Consider the following 19,993-nt stretch of genomic DNA (forward strand, 5'->3'; position numbering starts at 1 on the left):
GGCGCCTGCCGGTGCGCAAACCGGCGTATAAAGGAGCAACGAGGGATAATAGGGATCGAATAAAAATCGTTAATTATCAGTTTATTATTGATTTATTAGTAAAAGGCTCAATCGACGCTACCGCCCGTGGAATCAGGTTATCCAAAGTCCCTTTCTCGTCTTGAGTTGTTACCCGTCCCTGGTGGTTCCTACCACCTCGTCACCAAACAGCGTTACTAGCTGCCGCCAAAACATGCTTACCTAGGCGACTTAAAAAATCACACAAATTCAGTGCCTAATAAACCACAACCGCTCGTTACAGCCCAACCGTTTGCATCACAAATTCGCCAATAAATCAGCACAAAAAAGCCGGCCAACAGGCCGGTCAAAGGGAGTGTGTCAAAGCGCTAGACCAAGGGAAATTACTTTTGGTGCAATAAGATGTCTTGCGGCGCGGCGTCGCGCTGGGCTTTGGTTACCGAGAAGTACAAATAGCCCACCGCCATAAAGCCAATAAAGATGGCACCAATAATGGGGTTGAAGTAGAACATGGCCACCAAACAGATGAACGACAGCACCAGGGCGATGCCCGGCACCAGCGGATAACCCGGTGCTTTAAAGGTGCGCTCAAGAGCGGGTTCGGCTTTGCGCAGTTTAAAGAGGCTCAGCATGCTCATCAGGTACATAACGATGGCGCCAAATACCGCCATGGTGATCATGGCGGCGGTCAGGCTGTTGCCACCAATGTTCACCAGGCTGTCGGAGAAGATGGCAATAATGCCAATAATGCCGCCGGTAATAATGGCGCGGTGCGGGGTTTGAAAACGCGACAGCTTAGACAGGCCGCCCGGCAGATAACCGGCCCGGGCCAGGGCAAAGAACTGGCGGGAATAGCCCAAAATAATGCCATGGAAGCTGGCAATCAGCCCGAACAAACCAATCCACACCAGCATGTGCATCCAGCCGGAGTTGGCACCCACCACCATTTTCATGGCCTGGGGCAGGGGATCGTTAATGTCCGACAGTTTGCGCCAGTCGCCAGCGCCACCGGCCAGCACCATTACCCCCAGGGCCAATACCACCAGCGTTAAAATGCCGCTGATATAGGCTTTGGGAATGGTTCTTTTCGGATCTTTGGCTTCTTCTGCTGCCATGGCAGCCCTTCGATGGCCAGGAAGAACCAGATAGCAAACGGTATGGCAGCGAAGACACCGGCCAGGCTTTTGCTGCTGAAACTGTCTGCACCGGCCCAACCATTGGCCACGAAGTTGCTGACACTGAATCCCGGTGATACCACCCCCATAAACACCAGCAGTTCCAGCACTGCCAACAGGGTGACCAGCAGCTCAAAGGTGGCAGCCAGTTTTACCCCAAGGATGTTGAGGGTCATAAACACCAAATAGGCTGCCACAGCGGCGTATTTGGGGTTGAGTTCCGGGAATTGCACGTTGAGGTAAGCACCAATGGCCATGGCAATGGCGGGCGGTGCAAACACAAACTCGATTAAGGTGGCCATACCGGCAACAAGGCCGCCGGTTTCACCAAAGGCGCGGCGGCTGTAGGCAAAGGGGCCACCGGCGTGGGGGATAGCGGTAGTCAGTTCGGTAAAGCTGAAAATAAAGCAGGTATACATTACGGCGATAAGGGCGGTGGTGATCAGAAACCCTAGGGTTCCGGCCACACCCCAGCCATAGCTCCAGCCGAAATACTCGCCGGATATGACCAGGCCAACGGCAATACCCCATAAATGCAGGGTGCCCAAAGTGGGCTTGAGCTTGGTTGTCATGACACTCTCCTTGTTAGGCGGCGCTTGGCGCCGGGTCAGGGGTTGGCAAGCACTTTCTCAAGGGTGCTCACCAGGATCTGGGCATGCTGGTCGGTAAACACCAGCGGTGGCCGGATCTTGAGAATGTTGGCATGGGGGCCTGATGCACCAATCAGCACCCCGTGCTGGCGCAAGTCGTTCACCACTTCAATGGCCCTGGCCGGGTCGGGGTTGCCGTCTTTATCGACGAAATCCACCCCGACAAAGAGCCCAGCGCCTCGAACCTGGCCAATGCCTTCAAAACGTTCGGCCAAGGCCTCAATGCCGCCGACAATGGCGCGGCCCGCCTTGTAAACCGATGGCAGTAAGTTTTCCTGCTCAATCACTTCCAATACCGCCAGGCCTACCGCTGACGACACCGTGTTGCCGCCAAAGGTATTGAAGTAGCTCGATTCACTGCCAAAACGTTCCAGAATATGGGGTTTAACCACGGTGGCCGCCATGGGGTGACCATTGCCCATGGGTTTGCCCAGTGTCACCAAGTCGGGCACTAGGTTGTGGCGCTCAAAGCCCCACATGTGCTCGCCACTGCGGCCATAACCGGGCTGCACTTCGTCGGCAATATAAAGACCACCGGCCTCCCTTACTGCGGCAATGGCTTCTTGTAAAAAGCCGGGCGGGTCAAAAAAGCCGCCGTCGCTGGTAAAGAAGGTGTCAATTAAAATGGCCGCCGGTTTGATGCCGTGACGGGCCATATCGGCCAACGCTTCCCGTACGTTCGCAGCAAATTGCTTGCCAACTTGCTCTGGGTGTTCAGGATTGTGCACAGGCGCTGCCACGGTGCGCACGTCGCTGCCTAATTTCACATAGGGCAGCATCGACGCCGAGGTGGCGGCAATGGCCTTGGTCATGCCGTGGTAGGAATAGTCGGTAACGATAACGCCGGTGCCGCCGGTAAAGTCTTCAGCGATGCGCAGCGCCAGGTCGTTGGCTTCAGAGCCGGTACAGGTAAACATTACCTGCGCCAGTTCCTTTGGCATGGTGCCAATGAGTTTTTCGGCGAAATTCAATACGTTGTCGTGCAAATAGCGGGTATGGGTATTGAGCATACCCGCTTGTTCGGTCAGGGCTTTTAGCACATGCGGGTGGCAGTGGCCCACCGACGGCACGTTGTTGTAAACGTCTAAATAGCGGCGGCCATCAACGTCGAATACCCAAACCCCTTCTCCTTTTACCAGGTGCAGCGGATCTTGGTAGAACAGCTGATAGGCCGGGCCTAATAACCGGCGGCGCTTTTCAATCATCGCCAGCTTGTCGGCGCTGATGGCGCCAGCCGTTTGGGCGTCAAAGGCATTGGTTTTTAGCATGGGTACTCCTTGGGTCTGTGGCTATTGCCAAGCGTGTTTTGATAATGCCGGGGCTTTTTGCCAACAAACTTGACCGCACCGCACTGAATGCTGCGCTGTGCGGTCAAGTTTGCGCGGCGGTGTGACGTTTTTGTGTCTTGTGGTCAAGTTGCGGTGGTGCTGGGTCAAGCGCGCTAAGCGCTGCGCTTTCATGCTGGGGATGCGTTAAATCCACGGCTGGAGTCGAAGATGAGTGCCACCCAATATGACACCCTGGACAACCCAAGCCTGCATGCCTTGGCGGCAGCGGCAATGGCCCAGTATCCGGCGGCTTACCAAGGGCAGTTAAGCCTGCTTTGCCGCTCCGAGAACGCCACTTTTTTAGTTAAGGCCGGGGCGCGGCGTTATGCGCTGCGGCTGCACCGCGGCGGCTATCACCGCAAGCAAGACATCGAGAGCGAGCTGGATTGGCTGGCGGCGCTAACCGAGGCTGGCATGGCGGTGCCCCAGGCAATTTTAAGTGAGGAAGGCGAGCGAGTACTGACCTTGGCGGTACCGGCACAAACGCCGCGCCACGCTGTACTTTTCCATTGGATTGAAGGGGTTATGCCTACCAGTGCGGTAGACCCAAAGGCCTTTGGCCAGCTTGGCGCCATTACCGCAAAGCTGCACCAGCACGCTCGGCAATGGCAAAAACCGCCGGCCTTTTCGCGCATATTATGGGACCACAGCACCATGGTTAGCGACCAGGCCCATTGGGGGCGCTGGCAAGATGCGGTGAATTTACAAAAGGCCGATTGGCCAGTGATAGAAGCGGCGCTGGCACGCATTGAAAGTGAGCTGGCCGATTACGGCAAAGCCAGCGATCGCTTTGGCCTTATTCATGCCGATCTGCGGTTAACCAACCTGTTATTGCACCAGGGCCAAACCCGGGTTATCGACTTTGATGACTGCGGTTTTGGCTGGTATATGCACGACTTAGCCGCGGCCCTTAGCTTTGAGGAGCACCAGCCGAATGCCCGGTATTGGGTCGAAGCCTGGCTTGAGGGCTACCAGCAACACGCCAGTATCAGCGACGCCGATATAGCCATTTTGCCCAGCCTTATTGCCCAGCGGCGCATTCAAATGCTGGCCTGGACCGGCTCTCACGCCGATACCGAACAAACCCGCAGTTTGGGGCCAGATTGGGCCTTGCATTCGCTGCGTTTATTGCGCCGCTACCTTGAGCAAGCACAGCTACCGGTGGGCTGTTAGTGCACCAGTGAGGGGCAAAAGCGCACCTTTTTGGTGCTATTTTGAGCAGTTGTCACCCCAAAATGGCGGCTCAGGGCGGCCTTGTCGCTGGTACAAAATTTGCGAGCCACAGTAGCTGCACTTTCTCTAGGAGATGAACATGGAAGGCTCGTTATTAGCAAGCGCCGAGCTTTTTGGCGGCAACCGTGGCGTACTCTCGGCAGCAGCAACCGGGCTTAGCGATTTTATTGGTGAAAAGGGCGGAGATGCCGACCATATTCTTGGCATCAGCGGCGTGGACCCGGAATTGCTGGCGCAGCCAACGTTAAGCCTGAACCTGGCGAATTACTGCCGGGTTATGGAAGAAGCGGCGCGCCATTCGGGCTGTGATAACTTCGGTTTGCACTACGGCAAGCAGTTCAAACCGCAGTCATTAGGGCTGATTGGTTACATTGGTTTGTGTTCAAACACCTTAGAGTCGGCGTTACAAAACTGGGTGGGGGCCTTTCCTTACCACCAGCACGACACCTTAATTCGCTTGGTTGATAAGGGCGACTGCTGGCGCTTGGATTATCAGGTGCGCCACGGCGCTATTTTATGCCGCCGCCAGGATGCGGAACTTACCATGGGTATGGTGCTAAACCTGGTGCGCCATGGTGCCGGTAAGCTGTGGGCGCCACGGGAAGTGCATTTTGAACACCCCCAGCCCGAGGCCTGGCATGAACACTGTAAAGCCTTTGATGCACAAGTCTATTTTGACCAACCCTTTAACTCGATGCTGATCCCAAAACGCGATCTGCAGCGGCCAATGCCCGACAGCGACCCGATGCTGTTGATGGTGATGCAAGATGCCATTCGCCGTTTAAATAGCCAAAGCAGCCAGCAAGGGCTGGTGGATTTGGCCCGGGAACGGGTGCGCCAGTTGCTGCCACAAGGAGAGCCGGCACTGGAAGATGTGGCCGAGCCAATGGGGCTTTCCAGCTGGTCGTTGCAGCGGCGTTTAAAAGAGCAAGGCTTGAGCTTTACCGCCGTGGTGGAAAAGGTGCGCTGCGAGATGGCCACCTATTATTTGCAGCAGCGGCAATTACCCATTTCACAAATGGCCTTGTTACTGGGTTATTCCGAGGTTAGTGCCTTTTCCAGGGCCTTTCGCCGCTGGTTTGGCATCAGCCCACGGCAATGGCGCAAAGAAGCTTAAAGTAAGGGAAAGCGTGTTACTGGTGAAACAAAAAACCGCGTTTACCGGCTTTTTTCACCTGATACATGGCCAAATCTGCCCGTACCATCACATCGTCAAAGCTGTCTTGTGGCTGGGTACTTTCAATACCAATGGAAATGCCTACCTGCGCCTCGCCATTATCCAATTCAAAGGCTGGCTCTAGCGTATCAATCAGCCGCTGCGCCAGAGTTTGTAAGGCCGGGTTGCTGATTGCCATTGGCAACAGCATGACAAATTCGTCGCCCCCTAAACGCCCCAATATCACGCCTGCTGGCAGCTCGGCTTGCAAACGGCGGGTAAGGGCCCGCAGTAAGTCGTCGCCACTGCGGTGGCCAAGGGTGTCGTTAACCTTTTTAAAATCGTCCAAGTCCATAAAGGCTAGGCACAAGGGGCCTTGTGCTTTTAGAAGGTCAAAGTGCTGGTGAAGGGCGCTGCGGTTGGCAAGGCCGGTTAATGGGTCCTGGTGGGCGAGGGCGGCGAGCTTTTGCTCGTATTCCTTTTCTTTGGTGATGTCGATATGGGTGCCCATCACCTTGAGGGGTTTTTGCTGCTCGTCCCATTCCACCACCCGGCCACGGTCAAGCACCCAGGTAACGGAACCGTCTTTACCCAGCATGCGGTGCATCACTTGGTAGAAGGGGCTTTCCCCGGCCAGGTGGCTTTCAAAAGCGGCCACCACTTCGGCCCTGTCATCGGGGTGAAGCTTGTCGTGCCACACATCAAAATGGGCATTAAGCTCTTTGGGTTCAAAGCCCAACATGGCGCCCCAGCGGCGGTTAAAAATCACCAGTTTGCCGGTGGGCACCTCCAGTTGCCAAAGGCATAGGCCGGTGCCATCGAGGGCAGCATCGAGCTTTTGCCGGGCGTCATTGGCAATGCGCTTGAGGCGGGCATTTTCCTTACGAAGTTGGGTCAGTTCTTGTTCGAGCTTGGAAGGGGTCATAGCGCCTGAAAATAACCAATACTGCCTTATGCTGGCCTCAATATTAGTGCTTGTAAAGCGCTTGGCGGGCCTGGGGGAAGAAAGCCGCCTTTGCGGCGGCTTTTTCGGGTTAGTCAAAGGCCTTTATTTCCACCAAGCGCATGGTTTTTTGCGGGGCTAGGCGAAATTGCAACCGCAGCTTTTGGGTGGTAACCGCTTGAAAGTGGTCGTGGTTAATACCGCCAGCAACCGGCGCTTGGTGCTCTGCCAAGGTTTGCCACTTACCGCCAATCCAGGCTTCAACCCGGTAGGCATTGGGGGCGCTATAGCCTTTGTCTGCGGCAAAAAAGCTCAGCTCGGTGCCTGACAAATGCCGGGGCTTAGCAAAATCCAGCTGATACCAAGCAGGCTTTTCGCCTTCAGCCTTGGCGTCCCAGCCGTTGGCAAGTTCCGGAAAGAACCACACCCGGCCGTCTACCGCCTGGTGCAGGGCGTTAATGTCGGTGTTTTGTGAGGCCGATAATTTGGGGTAGCCCTTTTTATCAAGCTGCACCAGTTGGTCGATAGGCGCCGAATAGGCCGCCAATTTAGCTTGGTTAATGGTCAGTGTGAGGGGGCCAAGTGTTTGGCGCTCAGCCGCTTTTTTACCGTCAACGTAGACCCTAAGCCCCTTGCTGCCATAGTGCTTGCCGTCGCGGTCGTAGACTACCGACAACAAATGCCCGTGGTAGGGCAGCGATTGCAGCGCAAAATAGCGCAGCGCTTCTGGCCCATCTGTTGGCACCAGCGGCGAGACGGTTAAGCGGTTGGTACCGCTTGGCCTAACGCCCACCAGCCCCGAGATAATCAGATCGTTAAAGCCCGAGTGAAAATAGTGGTGACTGCGGTCAAGGCCAACAATCACCTTGCCGTTGTCCGGGTCGTAGTCTTCTTGTAAGTCCGGTTGGTTATTCATCATATGCAGCGCCGCATATTGGTTAAGCAGCTGCATGTAGTCGGCCTTGGTTACCTGTTGCTGGTGGTCGTTTTCCAGCACGTTGGCCATGGCGGTAAGTACCTGCGTGGTTTGGTAAGGCCAAACCGGGCCGTTCCATTGGCATTCAGGCGCCCCTGTTGGGGCAAAGTAGCGGTACTGCTTCATGTAGTACTGGTAGTCGGGGGTAACGGTGCGAAGCCCAAAGCGGCCGGCAAAACCGCTGGCACTGAGCAGCCGCTGCCAGGCGGCCGCATATTTGGGCGTGTCTGGCACCAGGTTGTAAGTCCAGGGCACAAAGCCTGCCAGTTCCGGGCCACGGATAAAATCACCGTAATGCACAAACTGATTGTCTTCTTTATAGCGGTCGGCAAAGTGGCCAAGCTTTGGGTCCCAAAGCCGGTTAATGAGCTGGTTTTTTAGGGTGCTGGCGGTGTGTTGGTAGCGGGCGGCGGTGTTTTTATTGCCAGCCAAGGCGGCGAGGTGACTGATGGCCTCGGCGTTGGCCACCATGTAGCTGTTAATGGTCGGCCTGAAGGCAAAACCTTTAAAAAAGCCGTCTTTGCCGCCGGAGGCATCAATAGACGAAATGGTGTATTCGGTGGCATCGGCAATGGGCTCTACCCAATACAATCCTTGCTTGGCGTCAAAATGGTCTTGCCATTGGCGATAGATTTTTTCCATCGCTGGCAGCTGTTTGAGGATAAACGCCTTGTTGCCGTCAACCAAATAGCGCTGATAGCTGGCATCGGCAATGGCTTCGGAAAAGTGCCTGTCGTTGCCGCCGCTTTGGTACATGTAACGAATGTAATCGTCGGTGTAGCGGCGGTTGCGCAGCCAGCGGCCTTCTAAAATATGAAAGCCGGTGGCGTCGTTCAGGCTGGCATAGGGCTCACGTTGCCAGCCAACATCATCTAAAAACTCGGTTGAGATATAGCCTTTTGCCCCGAGATCGCGCTGGTGAGCACGAAACAGTTTCCAGCGGTAGTAATAAATGTTGACCAGCAGCGGGTTGGACGCTTCAAAAAAGGGAATGTTGTGTTCATACCAAGGGGCGTCTTGGCCAAACTGTTGCTGGGCGATGGCGCTTTCGTTGAGCACCGGTGTGGCATTGGCGCTGATAGCCGCTCCCCAGAGCGTCGCTGCCGCCAATAGCGATAACGGTTTTATGTTCATGATTTGCTGCATTCTTGTTTATTTGTATGAAGATTTATCATGCCTTTGTCTTAGCGCGATGAAAACCCCAATAGCTGTTTGCGCAGCAATAAAAAGCCCCGCTTTAGCGGGGCTTTTGGGGGGTTAAATTTCCCGTGGGTAGAGCGGCTGAATATCCACCGGCACATCGCCCAGGCTTTGATTAACGTGGCGCACCCCGTCGTCAATGTGGCCGTATTTGGCTAAAAAGGCTTTGGCCTTGTCGTAGTTACCGTCGCCTTGGATCACCACCACGTCTTGCACCAAGCCGCCAATGGCTTGCTCGAGCTTTTTAAAGTCGATGCGATAAAGGCCATTTTTTTGCAGGTTCAAGGCGCCATGGTCAACAAAGTAGCTGTATTGGTAGGCGGCACCAATGCCGTGCGCTTCGTGGACACCAAAGCGCATGGAACGGAACAGGCCGGCGGCGTAGGTGGCCAGCAGGTTTTGCTTCTCGCTGACAGGTAGCTCACCTTTTTTCATTAAAAACAGAATGTTGTAAGCACCCATTACATCGGCTTTGCCTTCTTCAATGCCTGAATAAAGCTCTTGAAGCTGCGCGGCAACGGTGGTGGCTTTACCGTTAACGGTGATGCTACCTGGGCCTAATGAGTGCGACATTTCGTGGAACAGGGTTTCGTAGCCAAAGTACTTTTGGTCCAGCAGTTTGGCTTGTTCTGGCACCAAAATGTGGGTGGCCATTGGTTTCATGATGCGCTCAAACTTGGCTGCCATCACGTTGTTTAACAAAACCTTTTTAGCACCTTTTGCTTCCCGTACCCGCTCGTCATTGGGCAAGTTAAAGGCGATGGTTTGCACCCCGGGTACGTTGTCGCCACCACCTTGAATTTGGTCGGCCACGGCAATGGGTGAGGCAAAGCCGCGCTTAAAGTTTTTGTAAAAGTCCGGTACCGGCAAGTTGGCTTCCATGTCGCGCAGGTACTTTTTAAAACGGTCAAGCTTGGCCGAGGCTTTTGGATCCTTGATGGTGACAAAGGCTTCGAAGGCTGTTTTGTAACCGAATAAACCGTCGGTGTAGGTTTCATAAGGGCCAATCGCCACTTCGATGGGGGTATCTTTTAAGTCCATCCAGGCGATTTCGGAAGCAAAATAGTCGTCGCTGCGAAAGGCTTTGGCGCGCAGCGTCAGGAAGTTTTTCAAGGAGGCATTACTGGTAATGCTGGCTGCTTCTTCCAGCAATTTTGCCGCTGGCTCCAGCCACTTTTTGTAGTACTTGGAATAAGGAATGGCGACCAGCTTGTTGCCACTGCGACGGATCACCGTGTATTCGCTGGTAAAGGCGGCCTTGTCTTCTGGGTGTTTGGCCAGCCAGGCGTTAAATTCCGCTTTGGTCATGTCGGCCGGGTAAAAGCCAGCGCCAGGCGGATTGGGGGTGTTGCCCCAAAAAGGGTGGCCAGCGGCAAGGCTGTCCCAGGGGCCAAAGTGCTCGTCGAACATATTGAGCAGCAAGGCTTTATCGGGCCGGTTGGACTGGGCAATGGCGGCGCGGGTTACCGGGTTTTGCTCATTGACCTGGCGAAGATAAATGTCGCTCATCAAATCGGCGGCCTTGATGAGTTTATTCACCACCTGCTTTTCTTCGGCGCTTAAAAAGGCGGTATTAACCTGCATCTTTACCGGCACAATTTTATTGCGCTGGGCTTGAAGGTCGTAGTGGCTATTGTCCGTTTCGGTGCTGGCTGAAAACGCCGGTGCTGCTATTAAACCGGCGACCAGAGCCATGGCGATAAGTGATTTTTTCACCAACATGTCCTCTTGTTTTGGGCCCCTGATACGGCGAGGGAGCCTGGGCGGCCCACAACATGGACTAATGCCTTGTTAATGTAAAGTAACTTTAACGTGAATTTAACGATTGAGCTGGCCAGCGGTGGTCAATAAAAAGCCGCCCCAAGGGCGGCTCCTTTTATAAGGCTTTGACCTTTTGTTCTAACAAGGCGGCGCTGGCTTCTTCGCCGGGGATGGGGCTGCCAACATGCACTTCCACCTTTGACCAGAAACGGCCCTTGCCGGGCTTAAAGGGGCCTTTACCTTCGTGGCTGAAAAAGCTGCCCCATAGTCCCTTAAGGGCCATGGGCACCACCGGCACCTTGCGGTTTTCAAGAATTTTTTCAACGCCGGGCCTAAAGGTATTGATTTGGCCATTACGGGTGAGCTTGCCTTCGGGGAAGATACACACCACTTCGTCGTTGGCGAGCTCGTTATCGATTTGCTCAAAAGCGGCGTGATAAATCTTTTCATCCTGCTTTTGTGAACAGATAGGAATGGTTTTCGCGACTTTAAATAACCAGTTCAGCACCGGTATTTGGTAGATGCTTTTATCCATGACAAAGCGCACCGGCCGGCGGCAACTGCCAGCAAGGATCAGGGCATCGACAAAGCTGACATGGTTGCACACCAATAGCGCCGGGCCCTGTTTGGGGATCTGTTCAAGACCGGTGTTTTTTACCCGGTAAAGGGTGTGGCTTAGCAGCCACACGCATAGCCGCAATACAAACTCTGGCAATTTAAGAAACACATAAACGCTGACGCAGGCGTTGAGCACGGCCAGCACCACAAAGTATTGCGGAATACTGAGCTTTAACAGGCTGAGTAGCACGATACCCACCACCGCACTTGCCACCATAAAAAGCGCATTGATAACGTTATTGGCGGCAATCACCCGGGCCCGCTGCCCAGCCTCGGCCCGTGATTGCAAAAAGGCATATAACGGCACAATAAAAAGGCCGCCGAAGATGCCAATAAGGGTCAAATCAATCAGCACACGCCAGCCGTAGGCTTGGGTTAAAAAGTCGCCAAGCACCATTAGTTTTTGGCCGCTAGCGGTAGGGGAGGCCAGTGCCAGCTCCAAGCCAAACAAGGTTAAGCCCAGGGCACCAATAGGCACCAAGCCCAGTTCAACCTGTTCGCCGGAGAGTTTTTCACAGAGCATGGAGCCGATAGCAACACCAACCGAAAACGCCACCAGCAAGGCGGTGACCACGGTGTTGTCTCCGGCCAAGTTGAGGCGGGCAAAGTTAGCAAACTGCGTTAAATAACCGGCACCCAAAAACCAAAACCAACTGATGGCCAATATCGACAAAAACAGCGCTTGGTTTTGGTGGCCAATACGGAACATGTCAAGCGTTTGGCGAACCGGCTTAAATTCAAACCCTTTGGCTTCAGTCGGCGGGGCCGCGGGAATAAGGCAAGAGGCTAGATACCCGACAATGGCCAAGGCCAATAGCCCAATCGACAAACACAGGGTGACAGCCTTGAAGCCAACCACCAAACCACCGGCAATGGTGCCAATTAAAATGGCAATAAAGGTGCCCATTTCTACCCAGGCATTACCGGCGATAAGCTCGTTGGGTTTTAAAAGCTGCGGCAAAATGGCGTATTTTACCGGGCCAAAAAAGGCCGATTGGGTACCCATTAAAAATAAAATGCCCAGCAGCAATAGATATTGATTGGTCCATAGCGCCAATACGGCGCCACTCATAATAATAATTTCCCACAGTTTGATATGGCGAATGAGTTTGGCTTTATCCATGCCGTCGGCTAAGTGCCCGGCCGGGGCTGAAAACAATAAAAAAGGCAGGATAAAAAGACCGGCGGCGATGTTGACGGTTAAGGAGGTGTCTTTCCAGGGCAGCAATTGGCTGGAGCCAAAAGTCAGCAGTAACATTAGGGCGTTTTTAAAGAGATTGTCGTTGGCGGCGCCAAAGGCTTGGGTAAAAAAGAGCGGCCCGAAACGGCGCTGGGCTAATAACATTTTCATGGGCTTTCCTTATCCAGCAAATTGCCTAATAGCGTGCAGATAAGCGCTTCGCCACCGCCGCCGTCCCAGAATAATTTGTCGTCAATATCTAAATTACAGATACCGTGCACGCTGGCCCACAACATACGCGCTTCCATCTCTAACTGCTGTGATGTCAGATGGTTATGAAGCACGGTTAACGGGCCCTCGACCATGTCGAACATGGCAGCGAGTTTTTCATTGAAAAACGCGGGCAGTTTTTGCCCCTCTGGCATTTTGTGTTCAAACACCAAACGAAAGGCGTGGGGATATTGCTTGGCAAAGCCTAAATAGGCTAGGGCTGTTTCCAAAAGCTGTTCCCGGGGTGAATCACTTTGTACTTGTTCTTTTAATGCCAGGGTGAGCTGATCCAGGATGAAACTATTCACCCGTAACAGCAGCAACGAATAACTGCCATAAACGGACACCAATGTACTGGGCGCGTAACCAATCAGCCCGGCTATTTTTCTCAGGCTAAGTTCGCTCGCGCTGCGGCTTTCTAACCAGTGCCAGACAGTTCGCACCACCATCTGGTCGAACTCATCGGCACTGTGATCATTTCTTCTACCCATAATAGCTCTTAATCGAACGGTGTTTTTTTACACTAAGGCAAAGTTACTGATAACGCAACAGGCCATTACGAGGTGATTAACTTTTAATCTTTTTACAAAGGTTGATTATGTAATAGCCCCTAAGGCATGGTTATAAAGATTGGGGGAGCCGTGTAAACCAACCGACGCTTGCGTAAAGGAGGTTCAGGTGACCAATTCACCGAGCAAGGTCAGTACCGTTATGAAACCGCTTAAGGGCGGTTCGTCGTTAAAGCTGGCGGAAGAATTGCTGTCCAAGGCGGACATAAAAATCAATGGTGACCGGCCTTGGGATATGCAAATCCATAATAGCCGCGTTGTTGATGATGCCCTGGCCAGAGGTAATCTCGGGTTAGGTGAGTGTTACATGCAGGGCGACTGGGACGCCGAGTCCCTCGACCAGTTTTTCTACAAGCTGCTGCGTGCAGATATCCCAAGTTATCTCAATCCCTGGAAACTGATTGGCCAAGTGATGCGGGCCAAAATGTTTAATCTTCAGAACCGCCGGCGAGCCTGGCAGGTTGGGGAACAGCACTACGATATTGGTAACCAATTTTATGAAGGCATGCTTGACCATCGCCTTGTGTATTCTTGTGGTTACTGGAATAACGCCAACACCCTAGAAGAAGCGCAAGAAGCCAAGCTGGATTTAGTGTGCCGTAAGCTCGGCTTGAAACCGGGTATGAAGGTGCTGGATATCGGTTGTGGCTGGGGTAGCTTTTTAGGTTATGCCGCTGAGCATTATGGTGTGAAAGGGGTTGGGGTGACCATCTCCAAAGAGCAGCAGCAGTATGCCCTAAAACGCTATAGCCATCTTGATCTTGAGATCCGTCTGGAAGACTACCGCAACCTTAACGAGCCATTTGACCGCATCTCCAGCATCGGCATGTTTGAACATGTGGGCCACAAGAATCACCGCACCTTTATGGAAGTGGCCAGTCGCTGTTTGGCACCTGATGGCTTAATGCTACTGCACACCATTGGTAAGAATTACCGTAAAAGCACCCCCGACCCCTGGGTAGATAAGTATATTTTCCCCAATGGCGACTTGCCCTCCATCGGCCAGGTGGCGGATGCGGCTGAAGGCAATCTGATCGTCGAAGATCTCCACAACTTTGGTTCTGATTACGATAAAACGCTGATGGCCTGGTACGACAACTTCGAGAAGATCTGGCCTGACTTTGCCGACAATTACCCGCCGCGTTTTTATCGGATGTGGCGTTACTATTTATTGTCTTGCGCCGGTGCCTTTCGTGCCCGGGATGTGCAGTTGTGGCAATTTTTGATGTCACCGCAAGGGGTAATTGGCGGTGCACCAAGGGTGGTTTAAGCACTTAAAAAAAGACCGGCAACTATTTGCCGGTCTTTTTTTTTATGACTTGCTCTTATTGGTCACGGCTGTTGAGGCAGTGGATGCGGTTTGGGTTTTACTGTCGGTACCCATAATTTTGTCGGTAACGTAATCCACCGGGTTCTCACCAAGGGCCTGGGTAGCGCCGACGCTGGCAATGGATGCCATGGCCCCGAAAGCACCGCCATATAAGGTAGAGCCCAGCATCTGCGGCACATAACCTTGAGTGTCACCGGTCCATTTTTGGTAGTAGCGGTCAACAATCGGAATATGCTGCAGCGGGTTAACCACATCGACAAAGTCGGCCAACGATGGCGTGTTGCCGTTGGCAAACATGTGCAGGCCGCTTTCTTTGCTGGCGTCTTTGGTGGAAGAGGTGCTTGTGGGCAGCATGGCCATGGTCAGGCCGCTTACCAAGCTTCCCCCTAACAGGCTCACCGCTTGACCGCCCGCGTTGCTGGATGCCACCGCCGAGGCCGCAGTCGTGGTAGAGCTTAAAAGTCCGGTGGTGCCGCTCATGGCTTGTTGCATCACCTGGGTCAGCACCAAATCAAAGCCGGTTGGCGTGCTGTCAGTGCTGCTATCGGTGCTGGAACTGCTCGAACTAGAGCTAACTCCTGGCACAGTACCAATGGCGTTATTGATGGCGCCAAGGGCCGAGCTACCGGCGCTGGTGGCGGTGTCAGCGGCACTGGACGTAGTACCGGCAAGACTGGTTAACAGGTCGCTGGCACTACCCGTATTTTTCTGGCTACTTGAGGTACTGCTGGACCCGGTCAGTCCAGAAAATAGGCTATTGATTTCCATGGTTACTCCCAGAAACTGTCCAGTTGAACAAGGTCCCTGATCTGGACATTTTGCGGCATGTCGCCGTTCAGGGGGGCCAGTTGACTGTGGTCCGGATAAACCCGCACCACTTCAAATTCAGTGTTTTCTTCGTTGAGATTGCTGTACGCCACACCTTGGTTGTCGGTGTAGTTGTACTGATGGGCAAGGTGGAAAACATCGCCCACTCTGACCCCTTGGCGCGCACCCATGGCCACATCCAGATGTTCGCCATAAACCCGAATAACCCGTGTTTTGGGGTGCACACATTTGAGCGCTTCGCTCATATCTTCAATGCCGGTATTAATGAGCCGGGTGATCTCCATACCGTAGGCTGATGACCACAACTGGTCGCTTTCCGCGCCCAAGCGTGCGTTCATGTCAAAAGGCCATACGGTACGGGTTTGATAGCGTTTATCGAGTATCGGCAGGCCGGAGACACCGTCAATTAAGTACAGGGTCATCCCAAACTGGCGTACCAGTTCGTCGCTGCTGAGCAGGCCACCTTCGATTTTACCCAGGGCCATATTGTCGATTTGGCCCATGACGATGTATTGCACCTGTTTTTGCTCGGCAAGACTTTGCAGGGCTTGCTGGTCATCCGGCGACATTTGGTCAGGGTTTACCAAGATCGGCCGGTGCAGCAGAGTCTTGGTAAGGAAATCGGCCTTGGCCTGATTCATCTGGTCAAAAATATGCTGCGACAGCTCAGCTGGCATTGACTCCAAACCGCCCCAGGCCGCTTGTTCAGGGTGCTCCAGCGTCATGGGGACCACGGCAACCGACTTGCTGGTGAGGTGGCCGTCGCAAACCGATTCGCCATTCCAGATATCGGCGCGCAGCGTCACCATGATCTTGTCGTCTTTGGTGTATTCCTCAACCCGCTGTATTTGATTGACGTGGCCCTTGGCTCTGACTTGTACGGCGTTTTTGGTCAGGCTGCCGTCGTCTATTTCGTTAACCAATGACACCGAGGCGCCGGCTTTAATAATGGCGTTACGCAGCGCCGCCTTTGAGGCTTGCTGGCGGGCCATCTCTTTGTTGCCATTGATAATGGGCGCAGAACCAGTGCCGGTATACCAGGCGGCATTGGCAAGGTTACTGACCAAAAATAGCGCCAACAGACAGCGTTTCATCAATACCACCACTTGGTTTCGCTATCGACTTCTTCACTCTCAACGGTGCCGAGAGTGGTTAAGTCAGCGGTGTTGAGTTCCAACTTGGTGGTGTAAAACTTTCCTTCAATGTAATTGGCAACCAAGGTGGCACCGCGCACCACGCCTTGTACTTTAGATTCCAGCACTTGGCGGTTAACGGTGGAGCCGTTGACCTTCGATTGGCTGCGGATCTGTTGGCCATAAAGCTGTTCTGCCAGGCGGCGATAGGCATCAAGCCGCGACGCTTGCTGGGCCTGGATCAGCTTTTCTTCGTAAGTCGGGCCGACTTGCGAATCAATAGGGGCGTAACCCGTTGCCTTTAGCAAATGGGTTTTTTCCGGCGTTTTTAGCTGGTAGCGGATCAGCTGTTCGCTACTGCAACCGGCCAGCACACTCAGTATCAGCATTATGATTAAAGTACGCATCAGAATGGCCACACTGTTGGGTTATTCAGTTTCTCGGTCAGCCAACCCAGACGTTGGCTGTTGGCTAAGTCGCCGGTGCCAGAGTATTCAATTCGGGCGTTGGCTATCTTGGTTGACTTAATGGTGTTGTCTGGGCTTATATCCTTTGCACGAATGATGCCAGTTAGGCGGATGTACTCTTTGCCGTTGTTGATGAGGATCCACTTGTCACCGCGAATAAGCAGGTTGTTATTGCGCAGTACCTTCATCACGGTGACTGTTAGTTCACCTTCAAAGTCATTGCTTTGGCTTGAGTTGCCATCCCCTTTAAAGTTTTGCTCTTGGTTCATATCCAAATTGACTTCTTTACCGGCAATTTTTAAGTTGCCGCCCGGCACGCCGATAGGGTCTAAGGTAAAGTCGCTGGATTTTTTCAGCTCAGTGCTGCCTTTCTTGCTGGCTTTTGTAGACTCGGCCAACTGCACAGAAATAATGTCACCGACTTTGTAGTTGGATTGTTCTACATAAAGGTCGTGGGCATCATTGGCATTAAATAAAGAACCGGTTGGCTGCACCTGCATCGGGGTCGGCCCTGGTTGCAAGGCTTCGTAGTAAGGGTCGTTCGGGTCCGGTTCGTCCATTTTTTGAATGGGTTTGCCGGGGGCCGGCAAAGCACGGGCTTCGGCACCTTTAGGTGGAGCAGAGGGTCCAGAGGCACAGCCACTGACCAGCAGTACTATGCCCAGGCTCGGTGCAAGCAGGTAACGAGACATAGAAGAACCCTCTTTTTGGCTCATGAAGAAAGATGCCCAAAAAGACCTGCATTTATTGTGCCAAGATAGTGTCAACTAAATGACGTTAGGAGGTGTTGAATGGCGAATTATTGCACTATTTATTGTTATTTTATGTTAGAGCCTTATCACTGGGAAATTTCAGCTTGCTAAGCAGTATTAAAGGTAAATTGCTGCTGGCTATCTCGTCGTTGCAGATCGCCGTTCTTATCGCCGCCATTCTGGCTACTGCCTGGGTCTTTGATCGGGGGCTGGAAAATTACCAAGCCACTGTTGAAAAGCAGCGCCTGACGCCGATCGTCAATGCTTTGGCGGATGCCTATCAGAGCCACAAAAATAGCTGGACTTGGCTAGAGCAAGACCGCTGCTTTATGTTTCACCTGGTTGATAAGTACTTGTTGGAACGCCCGGCACCCAAAACCAAGTGCATGGACAATGGCGCAGAAGTGAGTGTCACTTTTATGCCAGACAGCCTTGGGCCAGCGCCCGGCGGGCCTGGTGACCCCAATCGAAGGGACATGATGGCAAATCCCAATGCCCCGCCCGGTGGCTGGGAGCAGGGGCCTGCGCCGGAACCCGGCCAGGCGCCAGGCCAAGGTGACTTTGCGGCGCCGCCGATGATGGATGAAGACAGTACCGGCAGTTTATTGTCGCCCATGCTGCGGGTCTTTAATGTTAGTGGTGAGCTGATCACCGGCCCGCCGCAACCCGAGCAAAATGTGCAGTACAAGCCGATAGTGGCCGATGACAAAGTGGTGGGTTTTTTAGGCTATGTGCCGCGTACCATGCTGGGCCGTTCCATTGTTAACGCCTTTAAACAGCAACAGCTTTGGGGCTACCTGATTGTACTGGCGGTTGCCATGGTGATGACCGTTGGGGTGGCGCTGGTGCTTACCCGCTGGTTTGGCACTCCCATGGAAAAGCTGGCCTCTGGTACCCGCGCCTTGACCCGCGGTGAGCAAGATGTGCGGGTAGACATTGCCGGTAGTGACGAATTTGCCCGCTTGGCCAAAGACTTCAACCGCCTTTCCGAAACCTTGCAACAAAACCGCGAAGCGCACCAGCAGTGGATTGCCGATATTGCCCACGACTTGCGTACCCCTCTGTCGGTGATGAAGGGTGAATTAGAGGCGCTTCAAGACGGTATTCGTAAATGGACACCACAAACCGTTGACTCACTGTTAATGGAGGTTGAACAGCTGGTAAGGCTGGTGGATGACCTGCATGTGTTGACGGTTTCAGAAGTGGGTGCCGTGAATTATCAATTCAAAGCCTTGGATTTTTCACAATTGTTGTGGCGTTCGCTGGAACTCCACTCCCAAGGTTTGAGTCGTAAAGGCATTCGCTTGAACGTGAATATAAAAAATAACCTGTGGATCAACGGGGACAGCAGCTATCTGTCAAGGTTGCTGGATAACCTGATGAAAAACACCCTGGCCTATACCGACACTCCCGGTAAGTTACATGTGGAGTTAGTGGATTCCAGGGGAGAGGTTTTTCTGCATTGGTCAGATTCCTCTCCAGGGGTCAGTGACGTGTCACTGAAACGATTGACAGAGCGCTTGTTTAGGGATGAACGCTCCCGGAACAAAGGTAGTGGCGGTTCAGGTTTAGGCCTGGCCATTGCCGAAGCAATAGTGCATGCCCATCATGGGCACATGCAGGCAGACCACAGCCCGATGGGCGGTTTGTCTTGGATAATCAGAATGCCTTTGGAAGACCATCATGAATGCTAAGAGTCGTGTCCTTATCGTTGAAGACGAACTGAAAATTGCCAGCTTGCTGGTGGAATACTTTCAGGCCGCCGGTTTTGAGTGTGTGCACCTGGACCGGGGGGATGTGGTGATGACCGTTTTCCACGAGCAGGAATTTGATTTGGTGCTGCTGGATCTGATGCTGCCGGGCATCGACGGTCTGGAGATCTGCCGCCGCATCCGCGCCGTATCCATGGTGCCTATCATGATGCTCAGCGCCCGCACCGATGAAGTGGACCGCCTGTTGGGCTTGGAGCTGCAAGCCGACGACTACATTTGTAAGCCTTTTAGCCCCCGTGAAGTGGTGGCCCGTGCCCGTGGCTTATTGCGCCGCACCCAAGGCCAGTGGCATAGCGATAAAGTGGTGCTGGACAACCATTCCTACCAGGTACGCCATGGCACCAGTGTGGTGTCGCTGACCAAGGTAGAATTTGAGCTGCTGAAAATTCTTTATCAGCAACCTGGCCGGATTTATTCCCGTGCCCAGCTGATGAATGCCATGTACCGCGATTACCGGGTTGTGGCCGAACGTACCGTTGATAGCCACGTCAAAAAATTGCGTAAAAAGCTCAAAGACTTGATCCCCGACCATGAACTTATTCAGTCGGTCTATGGCCTTGGCTACAAGTACGAGCAATACCGTTAATTGCCTTTAGAAATATCTGTAAAGTTGTTAAAAGATAGGGATTTTGCT

At 53.3% G+C, this 19,993-nt stretch carries 15 protein-coding genes and 1 pseudogene; 5 read left to right on the plus strand and 11 right to left on the minus strand.

Annotated features, from left to right (window positions below):
• Positions 1-401 precede the first annotated feature (401 nt).
• Together eat and DW350_RS05505 are read right to left on the minus strand one after the other, a co-directional pair.
• Positions 402-1,765 (minus strand): annotated as a pseudogene (gene eat / locus DW350_RS05500) (ethanolamine permease).
• Positions 1,766-1,800: 35 nt separating this feature from the next.
• On the minus strand, positions 1,801-3,111 hold the full coding sequence (locus DW350_RS05505; RefSeq protein WP_115717915.1) for an aspartate aminotransferase family protein: 1,311 nt from the start codon (positions 3,109-3,111) through the stop codon (positions 1,801-1,803).
• Positions 3,112-3,339: 228 nt separating this feature from the next.
• Here DW350_RS05505 and DW350_RS05510 point away from each other — a divergent pair, with 228 nt between their 5' ends.
• Together DW350_RS05510 and qhpR are read left to right on the plus strand one after the other, a co-directional pair.
• Entirely contained in the window at positions 3,340-4,344 is a 1,005-nt protein-coding gene (locus DW350_RS05510; protein ID WP_115717916.1) for a phosphotransferase enzyme family protein, read from the plus strand.
• A gap of 139 nt (positions 4,345-4,483) precedes the next feature.
• On the plus strand, positions 4,484-5,521 hold the full coding sequence (qhpR, locus tag DW350_RS05515) for an AraC-like transcriptional regulator QhpR (RefSeq protein ID WP_226911397.1): 1,038 nt from the start codon (positions 4,484-4,486) through the stop codon (positions 5,519-5,521).
• Positions 5,522-5,537: 16 nt separating this feature from the next.
• Here qhpR and DW350_RS05520 read toward each other — a convergent pair whose 3' ends face one another.
• The 5 genes from DW350_RS05520 to DW350_RS05540 all read right to left on the minus strand — a co-directional run bounded on the left by DW350_RS05520 (position 5,538) and on the right by DW350_RS05540 (position 12,999).
• The gene (locus tag DW350_RS05520) at positions 5,538-6,485 is read right to left on the minus strand and encodes a sensor domain-containing diguanylate cyclase (RefSeq protein WP_115717918.1); all 948 of its coding nucleotides are present in this window, start codon (positions 6,483-6,485) and stop codon (positions 5,538-5,540) included.
• Between the two features lie 109 nt (positions 6,486-6,594).
• A complete protein-coding gene (locus tag DW350_RS05525) occupies positions 6,595-8,613 on the minus strand; it encodes an MGH1-like glycoside hydrolase domain-containing protein (protein WP_115720572.1) in 2,019 nt (672 codons plus the stop codon).
• Between the two features lie 123 nt (positions 8,614-8,736).
• On the minus strand, positions 8,737-10,395 hold the full coding sequence (locus DW350_RS05530; RefSeq protein ID WP_336406976.1) for a DUF8614 domain-containing protein: 1,659 nt from the start codon (positions 10,393-10,395) through the stop codon (positions 8,737-8,739).
• A gap of 160 nt (positions 10,396-10,555) precedes the next feature.
• Positions 10,556-12,409 (minus strand): MFS transporter, encoded by a 1,854-nt coding sequence (locus DW350_RS05535; RefSeq protein WP_115717920.1) that lies wholly within the window; start codon positions 12,407-12,409, stop codon positions 10,556-10,558.
• Positions 12,406-12,999, minus strand: coding sequence for a TetR-like C-terminal domain-containing protein (locus tag DW350_RS05540; protein ID WP_115717921.1), 594 nt, complete (start codon positions 12,997-12,999; stop codon positions 12,406-12,408). Before DW350_RS05540 ends, DW350_RS05535 begins: the two co-directional genes overlap by 4 nt.
• 220 nt (positions 13,000-13,219) lie before the next feature.
• Between DW350_RS05540 and cfa the strand changes: the two genes are divergently transcribed.
• The gene (gene cfa, locus DW350_RS05545; protein ID WP_115720573.1) at positions 13,220-14,347 is read left to right on the plus strand and encodes a cyclopropane fatty acyl phospholipid synthase; all 1,128 of its coding nucleotides are present in this window, start codon (positions 13,220-13,222) and stop codon (positions 14,345-14,347) included.
• A 42-nt stretch (positions 14,348-14,389) separates the two neighbouring features.
• Here the strand turns inward: cfa and DW350_RS05550 are convergent, their stop codons facing one another.
• From DW350_RS05550 to DW350_RS05565, 4 genes are read right to left on the minus strand one after another with little or no spacing between them, the layout of a single operon-like run.
• Entirely contained in the window at positions 14,390-15,175 is a 786-nt protein-coding gene (locus tag DW350_RS05550) for a hypothetical protein (RefSeq protein WP_115717922.1), read from the minus strand.
• Between the two features lie 2 nt (positions 15,176-15,177).
• Complete coding sequence (locus DW350_RS05555; RefSeq protein WP_115717923.1) at positions 15,178-16,329, minus strand: flagellar assembly protein T N-terminal domain-containing protein; 1,152 nt, start codon at positions 16,327-16,329, stop codon at positions 15,178-15,180.
• Positions 16,329-16,775, minus strand: a complete 447-nt coding sequence (locus DW350_RS05560) for an LPP20 family lipoprotein (RefSeq protein WP_115717924.1) — start codon at positions 16,773-16,775, stop codon at positions 16,329-16,331. The genes DW350_RS05555 and DW350_RS05560 overlap by 1 nt, the downstream gene beginning before the upstream one ends.
• Complete coding sequence (locus DW350_RS05565) at positions 16,775-17,527, minus strand: flagellar basal body L-ring protein FlgH (RefSeq protein WP_115717925.1); 753 nt, start codon at positions 17,525-17,527, stop codon at positions 16,775-16,777. The genes DW350_RS05560 and DW350_RS05565 overlap by 1 nt, the downstream gene beginning before the upstream one ends.
• A gap of 164 nt (positions 17,528-17,691) precedes the next feature.
• Here DW350_RS05565 and DW350_RS05570 point away from each other — a divergent pair, with 164 nt between their 5' ends.
• Positions 17,692-19,281: an ATP-binding protein gene (locus DW350_RS05570; protein WP_152032940.1), complete on the plus strand. Its 1,590-nt coding sequence runs from the start codon at positions 17,692-17,694 to the stop codon at positions 19,279-19,281.
• On the plus strand, positions 19,271-19,945 hold the full coding sequence (locus DW350_RS05575) for a response regulator (RefSeq protein ID WP_115717927.1): 675 nt from the start codon (positions 19,271-19,273) through the stop codon (positions 19,943-19,945). The genes DW350_RS05570 and DW350_RS05575 overlap by 11 nt, the downstream gene beginning before the upstream one ends.
• Positions 19,946-19,993 lie beyond the last annotated feature (48 nt).

The organism is Gallaecimonas mangrovi (assembly GCF_003367375.1).
Lineage (GTDB): Bacteria > Pseudomonadota > Gammaproteobacteria > Enterobacterales > Gallaecimonadaceae > Gallaecimonas > Gallaecimonas mangrovi.

Coding starts and splice junctions, on each gene's coding strand:
- DW350_RS05505 (WP_115717915.1), bottom strand. CDS start 3,111: ATGCTAAAAACCAATGCCTTTGACGCCCAAACGGCTGGCGCCATCAGC.
- DW350_RS05510 (WP_115717916.1), top strand. CDS start 3,340: ATGAGTGCCACCCAATATGACACCCTGGACAACCCAAGCCTGCATGCC.
- qhpR (WP_226911397.1), top strand. CDS start 4,484: ATGGAAGGCTCGTTATTAGCAAGCGCCGAGCTTTTTGGCGGCAACCGT.
- DW350_RS05520 (WP_115717918.1), bottom strand. CDS start 6,485: ATGACCCCTTCCAAGCTCGAACAAGAACTGACCCAACTTCGTAAGGAA.
- DW350_RS05525 (WP_115720572.1), bottom strand. CDS start 8,613: ATGAACATAAAACCGTTATCGCTATTGGCGGCAGCGACGCTCTGGGGA.
- DW350_RS05535 (WP_115717920.1), bottom strand. CDS start 12,409: ATGAAAATGTTATTAGCCCAGCGCCGTTTCGGGCCGCTCTTTTTTACC.
- DW350_RS05540 (WP_115717921.1), bottom strand. CDS start 12,999: ATGGGTAGAAGAAATGATCACAGTGCCGATGAGTTCGACCAGATGGTG.
- cfa (WP_115720573.1), top strand. CDS start 13,220: ATGAAACCGCTTAAGGGCGGTTCGTCGTTAAAGCTGGCGGAAGAATTG.
- DW350_RS05550 (WP_115717922.1), bottom strand. CDS start 15,175: ATGGAAATCAATAGCCTATTTTCTGGACTGACCGGGTCCAGCAGTACC.
- DW350_RS05555 (WP_115717923.1), bottom strand. CDS start 16,329: ATGAAACGCTGTCTGTTGGCGCTATTTTTGGTCAGTAACCTTGCCAAT.
- DW350_RS05560 (WP_115717924.1), bottom strand. CDS start 16,775: ATGCGTACTTTAATCATAATGCTGATACTGAGTGTGCTGGCCGGTTGC.
- DW350_RS05565 (WP_115717925.1), bottom strand. CDS start 17,527: ATGTCTCGTTACCTGCTTGCACCGAGCCTGGGCATAGTACTGCTGGTC.
- DW350_RS05575 (WP_115717927.1), top strand. CDS start 19,271: ATGAATGCTAAGAGTCGTGTCCTTATCGTTGAAGACGAACTGAAAATT.